Origin of the sequence: Enterococcus pingfangensis (genome assembly GCF_005405205.1) — a bacterium.
GTDB classification, from domain to species: Bacteria; Bacillota; Bacilli; order Lactobacillales; family Enterococcaceae; genus Enterococcus_A; species Enterococcus_A pingfangensis.
Map to the genome: position 1 here is coordinate 1 of NZ_BJDP01000003.1, position 19294 is coordinate 19294.

Consider the following 19294-nt stretch of genomic DNA (forward strand, 5'->3'; position numbering starts at 1 on the left):
TGGTAGGCACGAGCAACAAACTAATTTTTAAAAAAAATTAATTCATTAAAACGAATAAGGATGCCAGTTCCGCTTTTAGCAGTATAAAAAAAATTATAAGTATAGCGGAATGGTAGGCACGAGCAACAAACTAATTTTTTAAAAAAATTAATTCATTAAAACGAATAAGAATGCCAGTTCCGCTTTTAGCAGTATAAAAAAATTTATAAGTATAGCGGAATGGTATACGGCATGAGCATCAAACTAATTTTTTTTAAAAAAATTAATTCATTAAAACGAATAAGGAGAATGATCATGGAACAGATACTTCAAAAGCCACTGTTATCAAAAGCGACAACGAAAAGATTGTCTTTGTATTTACGTTGTTTGAAGGGACTAGAAAAAAATAATGTCATTCGTATCAAATCTTCTGAACTGAGCAAAATGACACAAGTTGGATCAGCGACGATTCGGCGCGACTTTTCGCATTTTGGTGAACTGGGTCGCAGCGGATATGGGTATGATGTGCGTGATTTGATCAAAGTGTTTAGTGAGATGTTAGAAACAAAAGAAGAAAAACGGATCGCGCTGATTGGTTGCGGAAATTTAGGACAAGCGTTGTTGAACAATAATTTTCGCCGGAACGAAAATTTGAAAATCGTTTGTGCATTTGATAACGATCTTGAGAAAATTGGCAAAGAAATCTGTGGCTATCAGATTCATTCGATTGATGAAATGGCCACAGTTTTAGCTGCAGAAAAAATTACTGTTGCGATTTCAACCGTTCCAAGCCAAAATGCTCAAACGGCAATCGATCAAGTAGTTGCGAATGGGATCACGGCGATTTTAAATTTTGCGCCAGATCCATTGAAAGTCCCAGATAATGTCCATGTCCATTACATCGATTTGACCTCAGAATTGCAGACGCTGATCTATTTTGATGGGCAGTAGGACTTTACAAGTCTCAGACTTCATTGTAAAATGGGTCAAACGAGGATCAAGAGGAGTACATGAGCAGCAAAGGTTGAGAGAGAAGATGCTAGGCTGAAACATTTTCGCTTTGACTCATGGAAGGTAGCTTGGGAGTTTTGCGTTCTGAAAGAAGTAGGGACGTGCGGCGCATGACCGTTATCCATGTTTGAGCGGCAGAATTTTTTCTGCAATTTAGGTGGTACCGCGTAATTTACGTCCTAGAACACAATTGTGTTCTAGGACTTTTTGTTAGTTCTGTTTCTTAATTTACAACGCAGAAAATCAGGAAATAGTTTGTGGGAATACTGCTGTTCAGCTAATCCGCATACGAAGCATATTCTGAGCTGACTAACACCAAACAATCACTAGGAGGAACGTATATGACTGAAAATTTACCAACAAAATTCAATCCGCAAGAAGTTGAAGCCGGTCGTTACCAAAAATGGTTAGACCAAGAGTTGTTCAAACCATCAGAAGATAAAAAAGCCAAACCTTATTCTATTGTGATCCCACCGCCAAATGTGACGGGAAAATTACACTTAGGTCACGCTTGGGACACAACGTTGCAAGATATGATCATTCGACAAAAAAGGATGCAAGGTTTTGATACATTATGGTTGCCCGGAATGGACCATGCAGGAATCGCAACACAAGCAAAAGTGGAAGAAAAATTAAGAGAACAAGGAATCTCTCGCTATGATCTTGGTCGCGAAAAATTTGTCGATCAAGTTTGGCAATGGAAAGATGAATATGCAGGTCACATCCGTGAACAATGGGCTAAGTTAGGATTGTCTTTAGATTATAGCCGTGAACGCTTTACTTTAGATGACGGATTATCTGAAGCGGTTCGGAAAGTCTTCGTTTCTTTATATGAAAAGAAATTGATCTATCGTGGAGAATACATCATCAACTGGGATCCACAAGCAAAGACGGCGCTATCTGATATTGAAGTGATCCACAAAGATTTAGAAGGTGCTTTCTATCATGTATCGTATCCGTTAGCTGACGGCAGTGGAGTCTTAGAAATCGCAACGACTCGACCTGAGACGATGTTAGGTGATACTGCAATCGCAGTCCATCCTGATGATGCACGTTACCAAGATTTGATCGGCAAGATGGCGATCCTGCCTTTAGTAGACAAAGAAATTCCGATCATTGCAGACACTTATGTTGATCGTGAATTTGGGACCGGTGCGGTGAAGATCACACCCGCTCATGATCCTAATGACTTTGAGGTGGGCAATCGTCATAATTTACCGCGAGTAAACGTGATGAATCCAGACGGCAGCATGAATGAGCTAGCTGGAAAATATGCTGGGATGGATCGTTTCGCCGCTCGCAAGGCAATTGTCGCTGATTTAAAAGCAATCGGTCGTTTGATCAAAGTTGAGAACATGGTTCATAGTGTTGGACACTCTGAAAGAACCGGTGTTGTAGTTGAACCGCGTTTATCTACTCAATGGTTTGTCAAAATGGGTCCTCTTGCTGAGCAAGCTGTAGATAATCAAAGTACAGAGAATGCAGTAGAATTTTTCCCACCGCGTTTCAATAATACCTTTATGACGTGGATGGAAAATGTTCATGACTGGGTAATCTCTCGTCAATTATGGTGGGGCCATCGAATCCCGGCTTGGTATCATAAAGAGACTGGTGAGATGTACGTTGGGATGGAAGCACCAGCTGATAGTGAGAACTGGGAACAAGATCCAGACGTATTGGATACATGGTTCAGTTCTGCTTTGTGGCCATTTTCTACGATGGGCTGGCCGGATGAAGCAAGCGAAGATTACAAACGCTACTTCCCGACGAGCACATTAGTTACCGGTTATGATATTATTTTCTTCTGGGTCAGCCGGATGATCTTCCAAAGTTTAGAGTTTACGGATGAACGGCCATTCAAAAATGTTTTGATCCACGGATTGATTCGTGATGAACAAGGACGCAAGATGAGTAAATCTTTAGGCAATGGAATCGATCCGATGGATGTCATTGAAAAATATGGTGCCGATGCATTGCGCTGGTTCTTATCGACTGGTTCTGCGCCAGGGCAAGATGTCCGATTCAGCTATGAAAGAATGGATGCTGCTTGGAACTTCATCAATAAAATTTGGAACGCGTCTCGTTTCGTAATCATGAATGTTGAAGACTTTACGACAGAAGAGATTGATTTCACTGGTGAAAAAACAGTGGCGGATCGTTGGATCTTGACTCGTTTGAATGAAACCATCGAAAAAGTTACTAATTTGTTTGATCAATTTGAATTTGGTGAAGCCGGTCGTCAACTATATAACTTCATGTGGGATGACTTCTGTGACTGGTATATCGAAATGAGTAAAGAAATCCTTTACGGTGAAGACGAGACGGCGAAACGGACAACGAAGAGCATCTTGATCCACGTATTAGATCAAACTTTGCGTTTATTGCATCCAATCATGCCATTCGTAACAGAAGAAATCTGGGCGAAGATTCCGCATAAGGGTGAATCGTTAGTCGTTGCTGAGTATCCAGTCGTTCATCCAGAAAACAATGATGAAACAGCTGCTAAAGGGATGGAAGTCTTGAAAGAATTGATTCGCTCTGTTCGGAATATTCGTGCGGAAGTGAATACGCCGCTTTCAAAACCAATCACTTTGCTGATCAAAACAAGTGATCCAAAAGTCGATGAATTTTTGATCGAAAATACTAGCTACATCGAACGCTTCTGTAACCCAGAAGAATTGACGATCAGCAGTGAGATCACGGCACCTGATTTAGCGATGTCGGCTGTATTGACCGGTGCAGAAATCTATCTTCCGCTAGCTGGATTAATCAACATCGAAGAAGAGATCAAACGTTTAGAAAAAGAATTAGCAAAATGGAGCGGTGAAGTCAAACGTGTGCAAGGGAAACTTGCTAACGAACGTTTTGTCGCAAATGCTCCTGAAAATGTTGTTGCGGAAGAGCGCGCAAAAGAAAAAGATTATTTAGAAAAACAAGCGGCCGTTCAAGAACGGATCGAAAGCTTGCGGACAATTTCTTAAAGTAAAGTAGTGGGTGTGACTAAATAAGGTCGCACCCATTTTTTTGTGGTAAAGAAAGCAGAAGTTGTATTGTCCAGAATTTAAAAAAATTTGTCTTTTAAAAGAATCCGTCAGCGCTAGGGAATCTTTCTTTGATAATTTTTGCTATACTAGAAATATACAAAAAATGATGTAAATGAGGCGAATGATTTTGACGATAGAAGAAGCGATTGCTTGGATTCACAGTCGAAAAAAATTTGGATCCCGTCCAGGTTTAGATCGTATCCAAGCCTTATTAACTAAACTAGACCATCCCGAAAAAAAAGTTCCCGTGATCCATATCGCCGGGACAAACGGCAAAGGCTCCACTGTCGCCTATTTGCGCAGTATTTTAATCGAAGCCGGTCTGACCGTCGGAAGTTTTACTTCGCCGTATATTGAAGAATTCAATGAACGGATCGCGATAGACGGGAAATCTATTCCTGATGACGAGCTGATTCATTATGTAAAAAAATTCCAACCGATCGTTGCGGAATTGGATCAAGAGCCGGCAATCAGCGGCATCACAGAATTTGAGATCTTAACAGCGATCATGCTCGATTATTTTGCTGCAAAAAAAATCGATGTGGCGATTGTTGAAGTCGGATTGGGCGGTTTGTTAGATTCGACCAATGTTGTCTTACCGATTTTGACGGCAATCACGACCATTGGTTATGATCATATGGATATTTTAGGAGACACACTCAATGAGATCGCGTACCAAAAAGCCGGGATCATCAAGCAGAATGTTCCAGTCGTGACCGGAAACATTACTAAAGGTCCTTTGATCGAAATCATTGAAAAGGCGGCAGCTGAAACAGCTAAAATCTATCGATACGGTGAAGAATATCAGGTAGATTACATGCGGCCAGATCCAACTTGGGGCGAATTGTTCAATTTTACCGATCGGTCGGGCAAGTTTCCGGCATTGAAAGTTCCCTTGTTAGGACGGCATCAAGTAGAAAATGCCGGAGTCGCGATTGAATTATTCCATTTGTATTGCGAACTAAAAGGACTGCCGTTTGAAGAAAAAACGATTCAAAAGGGATTATTGCACGCGCAATGGCCCGCTCGGATGGAAAAAATCAGCGATGAACCGTTGATCGTGATGGATGGTGCCCATAATGGACATGCGATGGAACGGTTAGTTGAAAATATAAAACGTGAATTTCGCGGTTATAATGTAAAAATTCTTTTTTCCGCATTGGAAACAAAAGATGTGGATCATATGCTGACGCAACTTTCGACCATTCCCAATGTGAAAATTTATTTAACAACGTTTGAATATCCTAAAGCTTTGGATCTCAGCCGTTTTGATAGATTGGACAGTCGATTTGAAGTTGTTTCTCTTTGGCAATTCGGTTTAGGCGAGTTGTTGGAAACTATGGGAGCAGATGATTTGCTATTGATTACGGGATCACTGTACTTCGTTTCTGAAGTACGGCAACTATTATTAAACTTAGGAGGCACGAATGAAAAAAATTAAAGGAATCATTTTTGACATGGATGGACTGCTGTTTGATACAGAATCAATTTATTATGAAGCAAACCAAGTGGTGGCGGACAAATACGGTCTTCCTTTCACCAAAGAGATCTATGCTCGGTTTATTGGCGTCTCAGATGAAGAGGTCTGGGCTGAGTTGCATAAAATGTATGCCGATCATGGAAAAGAGACCGTCCAACGATTCATTGATGAGAGTTGGGGAATGGCCCATGATCGTTTCAAAACAGGCAAGGTCGATTTAAAACCAGGCGTTTATGAATTATTGGCTTATTTGGAAGAAAAAAATATCCCACGGGTCTTAGCATCAAGCAATGTTCGACCAATCATTGAAATTTTATTAGAACATGCCGGCATTCGCGACAAGTTTTCTGCGATCATTTCGGCAGAAGATGTAAAATTTGCTAAACCTGATCCGGAAATTTTTGTTATTGCAGCTGACCGATTGGGAATCGTTGGGGCTGATGGGTTAGTCTTGGAGGATTCTAAAAATGGAATTCTAGCAGCAGAAGGCGCAGGCGTTCCAGTTGTGATGATCCCAGATATTTTACCGCCAACAGCTGAACTGGAAGAAAAAACCGAGGCCGTTTTATCCTCTTTACATGAAGTAATCGACTTTTTAGAAAAATAAAGAAGCCTCTCTTGCGTACTTTATAGAAAAGTAGGCAAGGGAGTTTTTTTATGGAAAAGAATTCATTGTTGCAAGAGTTGCCAGAAAGCTCGTGGCCGCGTGAGCGATTGTTGCGAGAAGGTGAGAAGCATTTATCTGATCAAGAATTATTAGCGATCATTTTGCGCAACGGATCACGTCAGCAGAATGTCATGGAGCTAGCCGGCAATATTTTGCGGGAATATTCGACACTCTATGAGTTAAAGTACACTACCTTACAAGAACTGCAACAATTTAAAGGAATCGGAGAAACGCGAGCCATTGAACTGAAGGCGATGATGGAATTTGGTTATCGGATTTATCGAGCGTTGCAGCCCAAGCTGGGGAAAATCCAATCCAGTTTTTCATTCGGCCAGTTTTTAATAACAGAATTGAAAGATTATCAGCAAGAACATTTAGTGGCCTTTTTCTTAAATACTAAAAATGAGATCATTTTCCAGAAGACGATTTTTATCGGATCTTTGAATCAGTCGATTGCACATCCGCGGGAAATATTTCGTGAAGCGGTACGAACTAGCGCGGCACGAGTGGTTCTTGGACACAATCATCCTTCAGGCAATCCACTGCCTTCGCAAAATGATTTAGAATTTACTGAGCGTGTGCGGGAATGCGGCACGATGATGGGAATCGAGTTGTTGGACCACATTATCGTTGGGGAAACCAAATATTTCAGTTTACGGGAAGAAAAGTACTTAAAGTAGTAATTGAAAACCCTTGCGTACAGAATAAAACCAATGTTAAACTATTAATGTAATCTTGTTTGAGTTGCGAGTTGGTATACAGATGTCTTCCTTTTCGTCAGCTAGCAATGTTACAATCAATAAGTGCCCAGGCACGAGGAGGATTTTATTCATGGAAAACGGAACAGTAAAATGGTTTAACGCAGAAAAAGGCTTTGGTTTCATTACTCGCGAAGACGGCAGCGATGTATTCGTACATTTCTCAGCTATCCAAGGTGATGGATTCAAAACAGTTGAAGAAGGACAAGCAGTAACTTTTGATGTTGAAGAAAGCGATCGCGGCCCTCAAGCAGTTAACGTAGTTAAACAATAAAATGACAAAGCCTTAGAGATTTTTCTCTAAGGCTCTTTTTATATTCGGCTTAGCGGATATTTCGCCAAACGATTGGTCGGAGCTTGAGTCTTGAAGTGTTTCGAACCGATTTTTGGCGAAATAAAGAAGCGCTTTCTTTAGACTGAAGCAAAAAGCTGGAACTTAATTTTCCATAGAGAATTGAAAAAAACGATCTTCTTCTAAATCGGCGGTATGGTTTGCGTTATTGATCGCCAACGCGGCTTTACCGATACAGTATTGCCAGAAAAAATCAAAGAAGAGTGGATTATTTTTTTCTGATTGGAGCGCAACAAAGGTGTCTTTAGTCACTTGCTTGACTAACTGGATGGTGTCAGAGTCTTGCAAAAAGAAACGATGAAACTCATCTGGATAATCTAATGCGTAGTTTGTGATGGTTGTTGAGAGACTCTGCAACGATCTTGGTTCTTGATCTTGCAAAAAATCGCTGTATTTCACTAAGATCCGGCTAGTCAAAACGGATTTCAATTCAGCAAGATTGGCAAATTCGCGATAAATCGGCTGTGTTGAGCAGGCGATGTGTTGGGCGATGTTGCGAGCGTGGAATTTTTTAAAGCCCTCATCAATAATCAATTGATAAGCGCCGTCAATAATGTGGCTTCGTTGTACGCGTTGTGTTCTTACCATAAGTGATCTTCCTTTATCTTTAATTAAAAGTTTCGAAAAAAACAATAAAAAAAATTATATTTGTATCGATAATCTTTATTGTGCAAATAAATTCGTTGTTTGTCAATTATTTTTTGGGAATTGAATAAAAAATAATCTTTTTATAAAGGATTTTTACCGACTCAGCTAAAAAAAAACATCTATCTAAAAATTTAGATAGATGTTTTGGTTAATTATCAGGTGTCATGATCATTGGCAAGATCATTGGATGACGTTCTGTCTGATCAAATAAGAATGGCTGCAAAGCCGCGACCATCGCATTTTTTAATTTTGTTTCTGTACAGCCAACTTCATTTAAAGCTTCACGCAACGCATGGAACAAAATTCGTTGTCCTTCATTGATCATCTCACCAGATTCGCGCATGTAGACAAAACCGCGGGATAAGATGTCGGGACCTGCCAGAATTTCTTTTTTCGCAATGTCGACTGTTGCAACAGCGAGAACCAATCCTTCTTCGGAAAGAATTCGACGATCACGCAAGACAACATTACCGATATCACCGATACCACTGCCGTCGACATAAACATCACTGGCATTGAAATGACCGGCACGACGCGCGCTGTCAGCTGTTAGTGCAAGCATGTCGCCATTGTCCATGATGAAACAATTTTCTTCAGGAACACCGGTGTCTTGTGCCAGACCCGTGTGGATCTTGAGCATTCGAAATTCACCGTGGATCGGAACAAAATATTTTGGTTTCATCAAGCGTAGCATTAATTTTTGTTCTTGCTGACTGCCGTGACCAGAAGTATGGATGTTGTTTACTTTTCCATGGATTACTTCGGCACCAGCTTCAGAAAGCAAGTTGATCAGATGATTGACACTGGTAGTATTTCCAGGGATCGGCGAGCTTGAGAAAATCACCGTATCATCTGGTTGAATCTGAATCTGGCGATGCGTTCCATTTGCGATCCGCGATAAAGCGGCCATCGGTTCGCCTTGAGAACCTGTACATAAAATCATTAATTTGTTTGCTGGTAAATGATTGATCTCATGAGCAGCGACGAAAGTCCCGTCAGGAACAGTGATGTAGCCTAACTTTTGGCCGTTGACGATCGCATTTTCCATGCTGCGACCAAATACGGCAATCTTACGTCCTGTCGCCACAGCAGCTGTCGCCGCTTGCTGCAACCGGGAAATATTAGAAGCAAACGTTGCAAAGATGATCCGTCCTTTGATTTTTTCCATGATCCGCAAGATCGATTGACCAATCGTTTGCTCAGATTTGGTAAATGTTGGGACTTCTGCGTTCGTACTATCAGAAAGCAGACACAAAACGCCTTCTTCTCCGAGTTTAGCCATCCGATGTAAATTAGCCGGTTGGCCGACGGGGGTGAAGTCGAATTTGAAATCACCTGTTTCCACGACATTCCCAGAAGGTGTTTTAACAACGACGCCTAATGGATCAGGAATACTGTGGGTCGTACGGAAAAAGCTCACCGAAGTTTTGCGGAAGCGAATGACTGAGTCTTCATCGATCTCATGCAATTCTGCATCGCGCAACAAGCCGTGTTCATCCAATTTGTTTTTGATCAATGCCAAAGCTAATGCGCCGGCATAGATTGGAATATTGGCTTGTTTCAATAGGTAAGGCACGCCGCCGATATGATCTTCGTGTCCGTGCGTGATCACTACTGCTTTGACTTTGTTGATGTTTTGGACAACATAACTGAAATCGGGAATGACATAATCAATTCCTAGCAGATCATCTTCCGGAAATTTTATTCCGGCATCGATAATGATGATCTCATCTTGAAATTGGACCCCATACATATTTTTTCCGATTTCGCCCAATCCGCCAATAGCAAAAACACCAGTTTCATTGTTTTTTAGCGAGAGTTTCATATTAGAACTCCGTTAACTTGAAGTCGGCATTTTCTTTTTCGTACTCTAAATGATTGCCGTCTAAAAGTTGGATATATTCCACGTTATATGGGGTGTTATCGCGCAATAAGTTGTGAACCATTTCTTCACCATCTGCTTCTACATACAGTGATTGAGTTTGTTCGCGTTTTGGGTTCCGTTCTTTGGTCTCTTGATAATAAACTTTGTAAATCATAAATCAATCTCCTTTATTTGCATATTAGCAATTTTTTCCACGACAAAATGAGGGGCGACTGCCACCTATTTTTTTATGCTCAACGTCTTAGTTTAGGTAAAGCGTTGAGAAGAAGCCTCGTCTTTGCTTCTTGCTTGAAAAAACAATTTCACCGTTCATTGGGTTGTTCTTACAACAATTACTTGTAGTTTATCACAGAATATATAAGAAGTATAGAAACTAGGAAGTGAAATGAGGATTCCTTAAAACTTTTCAGAAAGTCTAAAAAAACTAAAATAAAAAACTGATTATTAAGGAGGCGGAAGCGATTGGTTTATGCTATATTGAAATTATTACGGTATAGAAAGAGGCGAGAAAATGAAGTTGATGTTGCGGTATACTTTACGCTACAAAAAGTTATTATTGTTTGATTTCATCAGTGTTTTTGGTTTTATCTTGATTGAGTTGGGATTGCCGACGATCTTGGCTATGATGATTGATCGGGGGATCGGAAACAGTGATTTTGATTATATACAAAGAATGGGGATCCTAATGATTGTGATCACAGTGATCGGTATCGTCATGAACATCTCATTACGTTACTTCAGTTCTCGGATCACCTCTAAAATGGTTGCCGCGATCCGTGATGATTTGTTTGAAAAAGTTCAGACTTTTTCACATTCAGAGTATGAGCAGATTGGTGTGCCTTCTTTGATTACTAGAACGACAAATGACGCGTATCAAATCATGTTGTTCATGCAAAATATTTTGACGACGGGTTTTATGACGCCTATGATGTTTGGGATGAGTTTATATTTGATTATGCGCACGAGTCCCGGCTTAGGTTTTTATGTCTTATTGGCACTGCCAATCTTATTGTTGGCAGTCCTCTTGATCGCGAAATTTTCAGAACCGTTGTCGACAAAACAGCAAAAGAATTTAGACGATATCAATGGAATCTTGCGAGAAAACCTCTCAGGTTTACGCGTGATCCGTGCGTTTGTGAATGAAAAATTTGAAGAGATGCGTTTTCGATTGGTGAATGATGCGTATACAAACAGCTCAAAAAGCTTGTTCCATCTGATGGCGGTAGCGCAGCCAGGCTTTTTCTTTCTATTTAATGTCGTGATGGTCTTGATCATTTGGAATGGGACCATTCAAATCAGTCACGGTTCATTAGCAGTCGGAACGTTGATTGCATTTATTGAATACATTTTTCACGCGCTGTTTTCTTTCATGTTGTTTGCGACGGTCTTTATGATGTATCCGCGGGCAAATGTTTCGGCGCAACGGATTCAAGAAGTTTTTGATATGGAACCATTGATCAAAGATAATCCGGTAAAAACAACTGAACCGGTCGAAAAAAGTTCCTTAGAATTTCGCAACGTGACCTTTGCTTATCCGGGCCATTCAGAAAGCCCGGTGATCCGAAATGTTAGCTTTACCGCAAATCCAGGCGAGACGGTAGCTTTTATCGGCAGTACGGGTTCGGGCAAATCAACGTTGATCCAACTGATCCCGCGGTTTTATGATGTGACAGAAGGTCAAGTTTTGGTTGATGGTCAAGACGTGCGCGCATATCGTTTGAAAGATCTGCGTGAAAAAATCGGTTATATTCCGCAAAAAGCCCAATTATTTACCGGAACGATCGCCGATAATTTACGTTATGGGAAAAAAGATGCGACACAAGCAGAGTTGGAACGAGCGGCTGAGATCGCACAAGCTGCGGAATTTATTGCTCAAAAGCCGGCTGGCTATCAAGAAAAATTAGCAGAAGGCGGCAGTAATTTTTCTGGTGGACAAAAACAGCGCTTAGCGATCGCGCGTGCGGTGATTCGTCAGCCAGAAATTTATATCTTCGATGATAGTTTTTCCGCATTGGATTATCAAACAGACGCAAAACTGCGGGCTCGTTTAAAAAGAGAAACGACTGAATCGGCAGTTTTGATTGTCGCTCAGCGGGTCGGGACGATCATGCATGCTGATAAAATCATCGTACTGAATGAAGGGGATGTTGTCGGGATCGGCACTCACCGCGAATTATTAGAAAAATGTCCCATTTATTATGACATCGCCGCCTCGCAATTATCGAAGGAGGAATTAGCATGAGAAAATATACTTCTTCTTTGAAACGGTTGATGCATTATATCAATCCTTACAAAAAAACGTTCATCTTAGTCTTGGCATTGGTAGTCGGAACATTGCTCTTGGGCACGTGGATGCCTTATTTGACCGGGCTGCCTACGACAGAAGTCAGCAAGAATGTCGCGCAAGGCGAAGCAATCAATTTTGATTATGTTTTTAAATGGTTAGTAGTGATCGTGATCGTTGGGATCGTGTATTGCGGCACACAATTAGGAACCGGCTGGCTGATGGCCAATGTCGTTCAATCGGCGATGCGAGATTTGCGCGAAGACATTGAAGCGAAGATCAATCGCCTGCCTGTCTCTTATTTTGACCGCAATCAACAAGGAAATATCTTGTCACGGGTAACAAATGATGTGGATGCTGTCAGCAACGCGATGCAGCAAGCGATCATTAAATCGATCAATGCGGTTTTAGGAATTTTACTGGCGGTTGCGATGATGTTTTATATCAATCCACTGATGGCTGTTTTCTCGATGATCATGATTCCGTTATCGATTGTGATCTCCCGAAAAATCGTCCAAGTCTCACAAAAAGATTTCCAAGGAATGCAAAATTCACTTGGTGAACTGAATGGTTTTGTCCAAGAAAATATGACGGGTTTCAGCATCTTAAAATTGTATGGCCGCGAGCAAGAAACATTGGCTGGTTTCAGTGAAGTCAATCATGAACTGCGTCGTTTTGGTTTCCGCGCCGCATTTGTTTCTAGTTTGATGCAGCCGCTGGTTCAAGTAACGGCGTATGCGACCTACATCGCGATGGCGATCCTCGGTAGTTGGAATGTGATCCATGGAGTGATTTTAGTCGGTCAGCTGCAGGCGTTTATTCAATACATTTGGCAAGTCAGCCAGCCGATGGGAGAAATCACGCAGCTGTCATCGATGATCCAAAGTGCTTCAGCTTCAGCTAAACGAGTGTTTGAAATTTTGGACGAACCTGAAGAAGAATTGAATGAACAAGATGTCCCATTGCCAGAGCCTGTCCAAGGAAATGTCGTCTTTGATCATGTAAAATTCAGCTATGATCCAAAGAAACCGCTGATCGAAGATTTAAGTTTTGAAGTCAAAGCTGGTGAAACCGTGGCAATCGTCGGGCCGACCGGTGCAGGGAAAACGACGTTGATCAATTTATTGATGCGTTTTTATGACATCGACAACGGAAAAATTTTGATTGATGGAGTAAACACTCAAGAAATGAAACGCTCGGATGTTCGTTCGCTGTTTGGTATGGTCTTGCAAGACGCATGGCTGTATGAAGGCACGATTGGTGATAATATTCGCTTTGGCCGTTTAGAGGCAACGGATTATGAAGTTGTCGATGCGGCCAAGACTGCCAATGTCGATCACTTTATTCGAACGATGCCAGGTGGTTATGAAATGGCAATCAATTCAGAAGGAGATAATGTGTCGCTTGGTCAAAAACAATTGTTGACGATCGCGCGGGCAGTGATCTCTGATCCAAAAATTTTGATCTTGGATGAAGCCACCAGTTCTGTCGATACTCGTTTAGAAGGCCTGATCCAAAAAGCGATGGATCGGGTGATGCAAGGACGGACCAGTTTTGTGATTGCTCATCGCTTATCGACGATTCGTGATGCAGATCTTATCTTAGTCATGAAAGATGGACAGATCATTGAGCATGGGACGCACAATGAATTATTGGCACAAAGCGGTTTTTATGAACAGCTTTACAACAGTCAGTTCATGGAAGAAAGTGAATGATCTTAAGCAGAAGGTTATGACAGAAGCAGACAGCTTCAAGAAAGAATGATTTTTAAAAATTGCTGCTCAAATTTTTATGAAATTTCGGCTTAATTCTGAAGCGGCTATTTCTGTAACACCGTTTATTCGGAAAAAGAGGGGACGACATTTTGTCGCGCCCCATTTTTTTATAGTCAATCTAAACGATGGGTGAAAGTAAAGCGGCCGCATTTAAAAATAGCCAGAGTTATTTTTGCTTGGATTAGCGAAAGAAAAATCTTTCGCTTTGCTGTTTTTTATTGAGGAAGGCGCATTCAATAAATGCTATACTTAGTTTGAAAATTATTAGCCAAAATGACTAAGTTGAGACAGCTTTATGAAGGAGAGAACAAAATGGATTTTATTGCAGATAGTGCAGATGTGTATGGGGATGTGACCATCGGAGCAGGTTCGACGATTTGGTTTCAAAGTGTTTTGCGCGGCGACAGCAATAGTATTTCAATTGGTAAAAAAAGCAATATTCAAGATGGAACGATCGTCCATGTCGATCATGAGGCGCCGACTTTGATAGAAGATCATGTGACGGTCGGTCATGCGTGTATCATTCATGGTTGTACGATTCATTCGGGTGCATTGATCGGAATGGGTTCGACGATTTTGAATCATGCGGAGATCGGTGAAAATAGTTTGATCGGTGCAGGCTCATTAGTGACAGAAGGCACCGTGATCCCGTCAGGCGTTTTGGCTTTTGGTTCTCCGGCACGGGTGATACGCCAACTAACACCCGAAGAAATCAAAAAGAATCAAGAAAATGCTCAGCATTATTATGAACTTGGTCAAGCGTATTTGAATCAGGAATTTCAAGCATTCGAAGGATCTGCTGATGAAAGAGGCTAGTTTCTTATTATTACAGGCACAATTGCGCGCCTTATTTCCGGATGAAGGATTGCATCAGTTGGCAATCTATGAAGATCAAGTTGGAGAGATCTTGATTTTTTCAAGTCGTGGTCTGCACGTACTGGAAGAAGATGATTTAACGAAAGAACCGCGAAATATTTATTTCACACCAGATTGTTTGAAACCCTTTGCGCTTAGACAACAAGCTGGAATCTTTGAGTTGGTTGTGGAAACGCTTAGAAATCATAAATTTATTTTAGCATTTCCTGATCAAACCGATGCGTATCAAGCGATGCAGCTGTTAGTAGATCTTTTAACAAAATAAGACAATTTAGTATAAATTTTTCCTGATTCCATATATAATCTTACTAAAAGGAAGTGATAAAAATGGACGGAAGCAAATTTGATCATGAGCCGCTAAATGAAGAAGGGTTATTGGCTCAAGGTTATCGCAAATATCAGGGTGAAGGTATTGATATTTATTATAATAAAGATGTTTGCGCGCACATCGGTAATTGTGTTCGGGGAAATTCAGAAATTTTTGAGGTAGGCCGCAGACCATGGATCATTCCTGATAACGGCAGTGTTGAAAATGCCAGTTACGTTGTGGATACTTGTCCTAGCGGTGCATTGAAATACGTGATCAAAAAGTAAATAAAATAGTAACAAATAAATTTAGTGAGGAGAATCGCAATGGAAATCAAAGAAGAAAAAGAACGTCTGGTTTTATTGAATGATGCAAATGAAGAAGCTGGGGAAATGACTTGGTCAGTTGCCGGGCCGGAAATCATGATAATCGATCATACATTTGTTGATCCAACGTATCGTGGTCAAGGTTTAGCTGAAAAATTAGTTGCAGCAGGTGTCGAAAAGGCGCGTAAAGAAGGCAAAAAAATCATTCCGTTATGTCCGTTTGCAAAAAAAGAATTTGAGGAAAAAGCGGAATACGGCGATGTTTTAAGAAAATAATTTAACCCTTCTCTAGTCAAAAGCCTTCATTTATGCTAAAGTTGAGAATGAGGTAGTTTGGAAATAAGGAGGATCATCTTTTGTATAATTTTATTTTGGGTGTGATCTTAGTTTTATCAGTGATCATCGTTATCACGATCATGATGCAACCTAGCAAACAAAATAGTGCGGCAAGCGCGTTCACTGGCGGCGCTGATCAGCTGTTTGGTAAACAAAAAGCACGTGGATTTGAAGCTGTGATGCAACGATCTACCGCGATTTTAGGTGCGATTTGGCTGATTTTACTCTTCGTATTAATGTTTTTATCTAGCAAATAAAGCCGGCCTCTCAAGTGAGAGGTCTTTTTTATTTTGTATTTGTCTTAAATCAAGTACACTCTAAGATAGGGTATACTTAAATGACGGTCTGACCTTAGTCAGAATCAGTAGATAAATAGAAAAGAGTTAAACGCAATTATTCTTACTAGGAATTTTATAATGTTCAAATGAGCCACAAGGAGTGAAGAAAAATGATCCAAGCACCTGATTCATTGTTTTTGCCACATGGAAAACGAGCGGTTCTGCTTTTGCATGCCTATTCAGGCAGTCCGAATGATGTTCGGATGCTGGCGCGTTTTTTAGAAAAATTAAATTATACAGTTTATGTTCCTATGTACACGGGTCATGGAACAACGGATCCGCTGGATATCTTACAAGAAACGGCTGAAGATTGGTGGCAAGACAGCCAGCGTGCGGTAGAATTTTTACGCTCACAAGGCTATCAAGAAATCGCTGTTTTCGGACTTTCAATGGGTGGAATCTTTGCTACCCGATTATTGAGTGTTCTGCCGGATGAGTTGATTGGCGGCGGCTTTTTCTGTTCACCAATCGCACCGGTCAAAAACAACGTGACAGAAAACTTCCTATTATATGCTCGGCAAGTCCTAGAACGGACAAACGGAGAAATGGTGGAAGAAAAAATCGAAAGCTATCGCTCATTAGTAGAACAACAGTTAGCAACGATCGAAGAACAGGCGCACCATGCATTTGAAAATTTGGCGAAAATCAATTGTCCTTTTTTTATGGCACAGGCTGGACAAGATGAAATGATCGAGGCTGAAGGCGTCTTTCAAACAGCAGAACGTTTGCGACAGACAACTTTTACTTTGAACTGGTATCCTAAGAGTGGACATGTGATCACGGTTGGACCTGAAAGAAGACAATTTGAACAAGACGTAGCCGATTTTTTAGCGAGTCTTGGCTGGAGAGAAAATAATGGAGAAAAAAACAATTAAAGCAGAAATACTGGCTGGGTTGAAAGCAGCCAATAAAAAAAGTCTTTCAATGGAAGAATTAGCAGAAATTTTAAATATGCGCAAAAGTGCTGATTTTAAAATGCTCGTTCAAACAGTAGCACAGCTGGAGCGAGAAAAAGCGTTGGAATTTAATAAAAAAGGCCGGATTAAATTGCCTTTTCAACCAATCGAAGTTGAAGGGATCTTTCGGCGTAATGAACGCGGTTTCGGTTTTGTAACGATTGATCCAGAAGAACCGGATGTTTTCATCCCAAAAGACGCGACGAATTTTGCGATGGATGGCGACATCGTCATGATCGATATCCAAAAAACAGCCGATCTTTTTTCTGAACGTGGTGCAGAGGGTCGAGTAGTTTCTATCAAAGAACGAAAGATCCAACAACTCGTTGGTGAATTTACCGCTTTTGATGTTGCGGAGATCGCAGAATCTGATTTGTTTGGTTATGTGAAACCAAAAGATAAGAAAAGTGCGCAGTTCAAAGTCTTTATTGCGGCTGAAGGGATCCAGCCAGTCAATGGCAGCATCGTTATCGTTGAGATCACTCATTATCCGGAAAAAGGTTACGCTGAAAGTTTGGAAGGCGTAGTGACTAAAGTAGTCGGACATAAAAATGATCCTGGGATGGATATCTTATCAATCGTCATCGCGCAAGGAATCCCGACGGCTTTTCCTGAAGAAGTTCAAACAGCTTCAGAACAAGTGCCGGATCAAATCAGCGAGACAGATTTGGTCGGCCGCCGAGATTTACGCGATCAGCAGATCGTTACGATCGATGGGGCTGATGCGAAAGATCTGGATGATGCAGTCACTGTACGCAAATTAGAAAATGGCAATTATTTTTTAGGGGTTCATATTGCAGACGTGTCACATTATGTCACTGAAAATGGTGTGCTTGATAAAGAAGCGTTTGAACGTGGAACGAGTGTCTATTTGACGGACCGAGTAATTCCCATGATTCCGCAACGATTATCCAATGGTATTTGTTCATTGAATCCGCATGTTTCGCGGCTGACGATGAGTTGCGAGATGGAGATCGATGCAGCAGGTACGATTTTGCGTCATGAGATTTTTCAAAGTGTCATTCAAACGAGTGAACGAATGACGTATTCTGCTGTGAATGCGATTTTGGAGGAAGAAGATCCGGAAACGATTCAACGGTACCAAACATTAGTGCCGATGTTTCATTTGATGAAGGAACTCCATCAAATTCTTGAAGGCCGGCGCAATCACCGCGGAGCGATCAATTTTGAAGACCGCGAAGCGAAGATTTTAGTCGATCCTGAAGGGCGTCCGTTAGATATCGAGTTGAGAGAACGCGGAGTCGGCGAGCGATTGATCGAATCGTTTATGTTGGCAGCGAATGAAACAGTCGCCAAACATTTCAATCAATTGAAACTGCCATTTATTTATCGGATCCATGAACAACCGAAAGAAGAAAAAATGCAGCGCTTCTTTGATTTTGCGGCTGCTTTGGGTATCTTAGTTAAAGGAACTAAAAATACGATCACGCCAAAAGACTTGCAGCAAGTCATTGATGATGTGGAAGATAAGCCGGAAGCTGCGGTGATCAACACGATGTTGTTACGCAGTATGCAGCAAGCCCGCTATTCAGAAGACAACTATGGACATTACGGGTTAGCAGCAGAATATTATACGCACTTTACGTCACCGATTCGCCGCTATCCTGATTTGATCGTTCATCGGTTGATTCGATCATATAGTCAAGATCAAAGCGAAGCAACCAAAGTCAAATGGGAAGAATCATTGCCTGAAATCGCTGATCACAGCTCGAAAATGGAACGCCGCGCGGTTGAAGCGGAACGTGAAGTCGACAGCATGAAAAAAGCAGAATTCATGGCGGAAAAAATTGGTGAGGAATTTGATGGAATCATCAGTTCCGTGACGAAGTTTGGGATCTTTATCGAATTGCCAAACACAGTCGAAGGTCTGATCCACTTAAACGAATTAAAACAAGATTACTTCCACTTTATCGAAAACCAGTTGGCTTTAGTCGGCGAACGGACACGGCAAACCTTTAAAATCGGTCAAAAAGTACGAGTAAAAGTTACTAAATCAGATCCTGAAACACGCGAGATTGATTTTGAACTTTTAGAAGCAGAAGAAATCCCGGCTTTAGAGATCCCAGGAAACAATCGCAACCGCCGCCGCAAACCTGCAGGTGAACGAAGAAACAATCAATCAGCTGAAAAAAATCGTAGCAAAAATTCTGAGCGTCAAAAAAATGCTGGCGACAAGAAAAAGAAAAAAGGTAAGAAGGCTTTTTATAAAACGGTACCTAAAAAGAAAAAGCCAGGTAGAAAGAAGGGATAG

18 protein-coding genes and 1 other annotated feature are annotated in these 19294 nt (G+C 41.2%); of the genes, 15 read left to right on the plus strand and 3 right to left on the minus strand.

From position 1 onward, the window contains the following. The first annotated feature begins 294 nt into the window (after positions 1–294). From FFM63_RS01720 to FFM63_RS01745, 6 genes are all read left to right on the plus strand, one after another. Positions 295–930 carry a redox-sensing transcriptional repressor Rex gene (locus tag FFM63_RS01720; RefSeq protein ID WP_137608622.1) on the plus strand — a complete coding sequence of 212 codons (636 nt, stop codon included), beginning with the start codon at positions 295–297 and terminating at the stop codon, positions 928–930. Positions 931–963: 33 nt separating this feature from the next. After that, positions 964–1175 (plus strand) — a binding site (T-box leader). A gap of 156 nt (positions 1176–1331) precedes the next feature. Continuing rightward, positions 1332–3971: a valine--tRNA ligase gene (locus FFM63_RS01725; protein ID WP_137608623.1), complete on the plus strand. Its 2640-nt coding sequence runs from the start codon at positions 1332–1334 to the stop codon at positions 3969–3971. 184 nt (positions 3972–4155) lie between these two features. Then, positions 4156–5475: a bifunctional folylpolyglutamate synthase/dihydrofolate synthase gene (locus tag FFM63_RS01730; protein ID WP_171000176.1), complete on the plus strand. Its 1320-nt coding sequence runs from the start codon at positions 4156–4158 to the stop codon at positions 5473–5475. Continuing rightward, entirely contained in the window at positions 5462–6121 is a 660-nt protein-coding gene (locus FFM63_RS01735) for an HAD family hydrolase (protein WP_137608624.1), read from the plus strand. The genes FFM63_RS01730 and FFM63_RS01735 overlap by 14 nt, the downstream gene beginning before the upstream one ends. A gap of 50 nt (positions 6122–6171) precedes the next feature. After that, positions 6172–6861 (plus strand): RadC family protein, encoded by a 690-nt coding sequence (gene radC, locus FFM63_RS01740; RefSeq protein ID WP_137608625.1) that lies wholly within the window; start codon positions 6172–6174, stop codon positions 6859–6861. A 151-nt stretch (positions 6862–7012) separates the two neighbouring features. Further along, a complete protein-coding gene (locus tag FFM63_RS01745) occupies positions 7013–7213 on the plus strand; it encodes a cold-shock protein (protein WP_137608626.1) in 201 nt (66 codons plus the stop codon). A 162-nt stretch (positions 7214–7375) separates the two neighbouring features. Here the strand turns inward: FFM63_RS01745 and FFM63_RS01750 are convergent, their stop codons facing one another. From FFM63_RS01750 to FFM63_RS01760, 3 genes are all read right to left on the minus strand, one after another. Then, positions 7376–7879, minus strand: coding sequence for a TetR/AcrR family transcriptional regulator (locus FFM63_RS01750; RefSeq protein WP_137608627.1), 504 nt, complete (start codon positions 7877–7879; stop codon positions 7376–7378). A gap of 208 nt (positions 7880–8087) precedes the next feature. After that, the gene (rnjA, locus tag FFM63_RS01755) at positions 8088–9764 is read right to left on the minus strand and encodes a ribonuclease J1 (RefSeq protein WP_137608628.1); all 1677 of its coding nucleotides are present in this window, start codon (positions 9762–9764) and stop codon (positions 8088–8090) included. Between the two features lies 1 nt (position 9765). Continuing rightward, positions 9766–9978, minus strand: a complete 213-nt coding sequence (locus FFM63_RS01760) for a DNA-directed RNA polymerase subunit epsilon (protein ID WP_137608629.1) — start codon at positions 9976–9978, stop codon at positions 9766–9768. Positions 9979–10335: 357 nt separating this feature from the next. Here FFM63_RS01760 and FFM63_RS01765 point away from each other — a divergent pair, with 357 nt between their 5' ends. The 9 genes from FFM63_RS01765 to rnr all read left to right on the plus strand — a co-directional run bounded on the left by FFM63_RS01765 (position 10336) and on the right by rnr (position 19294). Continuing rightward, the gene (locus FFM63_RS01765; RefSeq protein ID WP_137608630.1) at positions 10336–12066 is read left to right on the plus strand and encodes an ABC transporter ATP-binding protein; all 1731 of its coding nucleotides are present in this window, start codon (positions 10336–10338) and stop codon (positions 12064–12066) included. After that, complete coding sequence (locus tag FFM63_RS01770; protein WP_137608631.1) at positions 12063–13823, plus strand: ABC transporter ATP-binding protein; 1761 nt, start codon at positions 12063–12065, stop codon at positions 13821–13823. Before FFM63_RS01765 ends, FFM63_RS01770 begins: the two co-directional genes overlap by 4 nt. Positions 13824–14195: 372 nt before the next feature. Further along, a complete protein-coding gene (locus FFM63_RS01775) occupies positions 14196–14699 on the plus strand; it encodes a gamma carbonic anhydrase family protein (RefSeq protein ID WP_137608632.1) in 504 nt (167 codons plus the stop codon). Beyond that, positions 14686–15024, plus strand: a complete 339-nt coding sequence (locus FFM63_RS01780; protein ID WP_137608633.1) for a hypothetical protein — start codon at positions 14686–14688, stop codon at positions 15022–15024. Before FFM63_RS01775 ends, FFM63_RS01780 begins: the two co-directional genes overlap by 14 nt. 62 nt (positions 15025–15086) lie before the next feature. Further along, on the plus strand, positions 15087–15353 hold the full coding sequence (locus FFM63_RS01785; protein ID WP_137608634.1) for a (4Fe-4S)-binding protein: 267 nt from the start codon (positions 15087–15089) through the stop codon (positions 15351–15353). A gap of 39 nt (positions 15354–15392) precedes the next feature. Beyond that, the gene (locus tag FFM63_RS01790; protein WP_137608635.1) at positions 15393–15668 is read left to right on the plus strand and encodes a GNAT family N-acetyltransferase; all 276 of its coding nucleotides are present in this window, start codon (positions 15393–15395) and stop codon (positions 15666–15668) included. Between the two features lie 80 nt (positions 15669–15748). Continuing rightward, positions 15749–15985, plus strand: a complete 237-nt coding sequence (gene secG, locus FFM63_RS01795; protein ID WP_137604038.1) for a preprotein translocase subunit SecG — start codon at positions 15749–15751, stop codon at positions 15983–15985. Positions 15986–16176: 191 nt separating this feature from the next. Further along, entirely contained in the window at positions 16177–16941 is a 765-nt protein-coding gene (locus FFM63_RS01800; RefSeq protein ID WP_137608636.1) for an alpha/beta hydrolase, read from the plus strand. Further along, entirely contained in the window at positions 16922–19294 is a 2373-nt protein-coding gene (rnr, locus tag FFM63_RS01805; RefSeq protein ID WP_137608637.1) for a ribonuclease R, read from the plus strand. The genes FFM63_RS01800 and rnr overlap by 20 nt, the downstream gene beginning before the upstream one ends.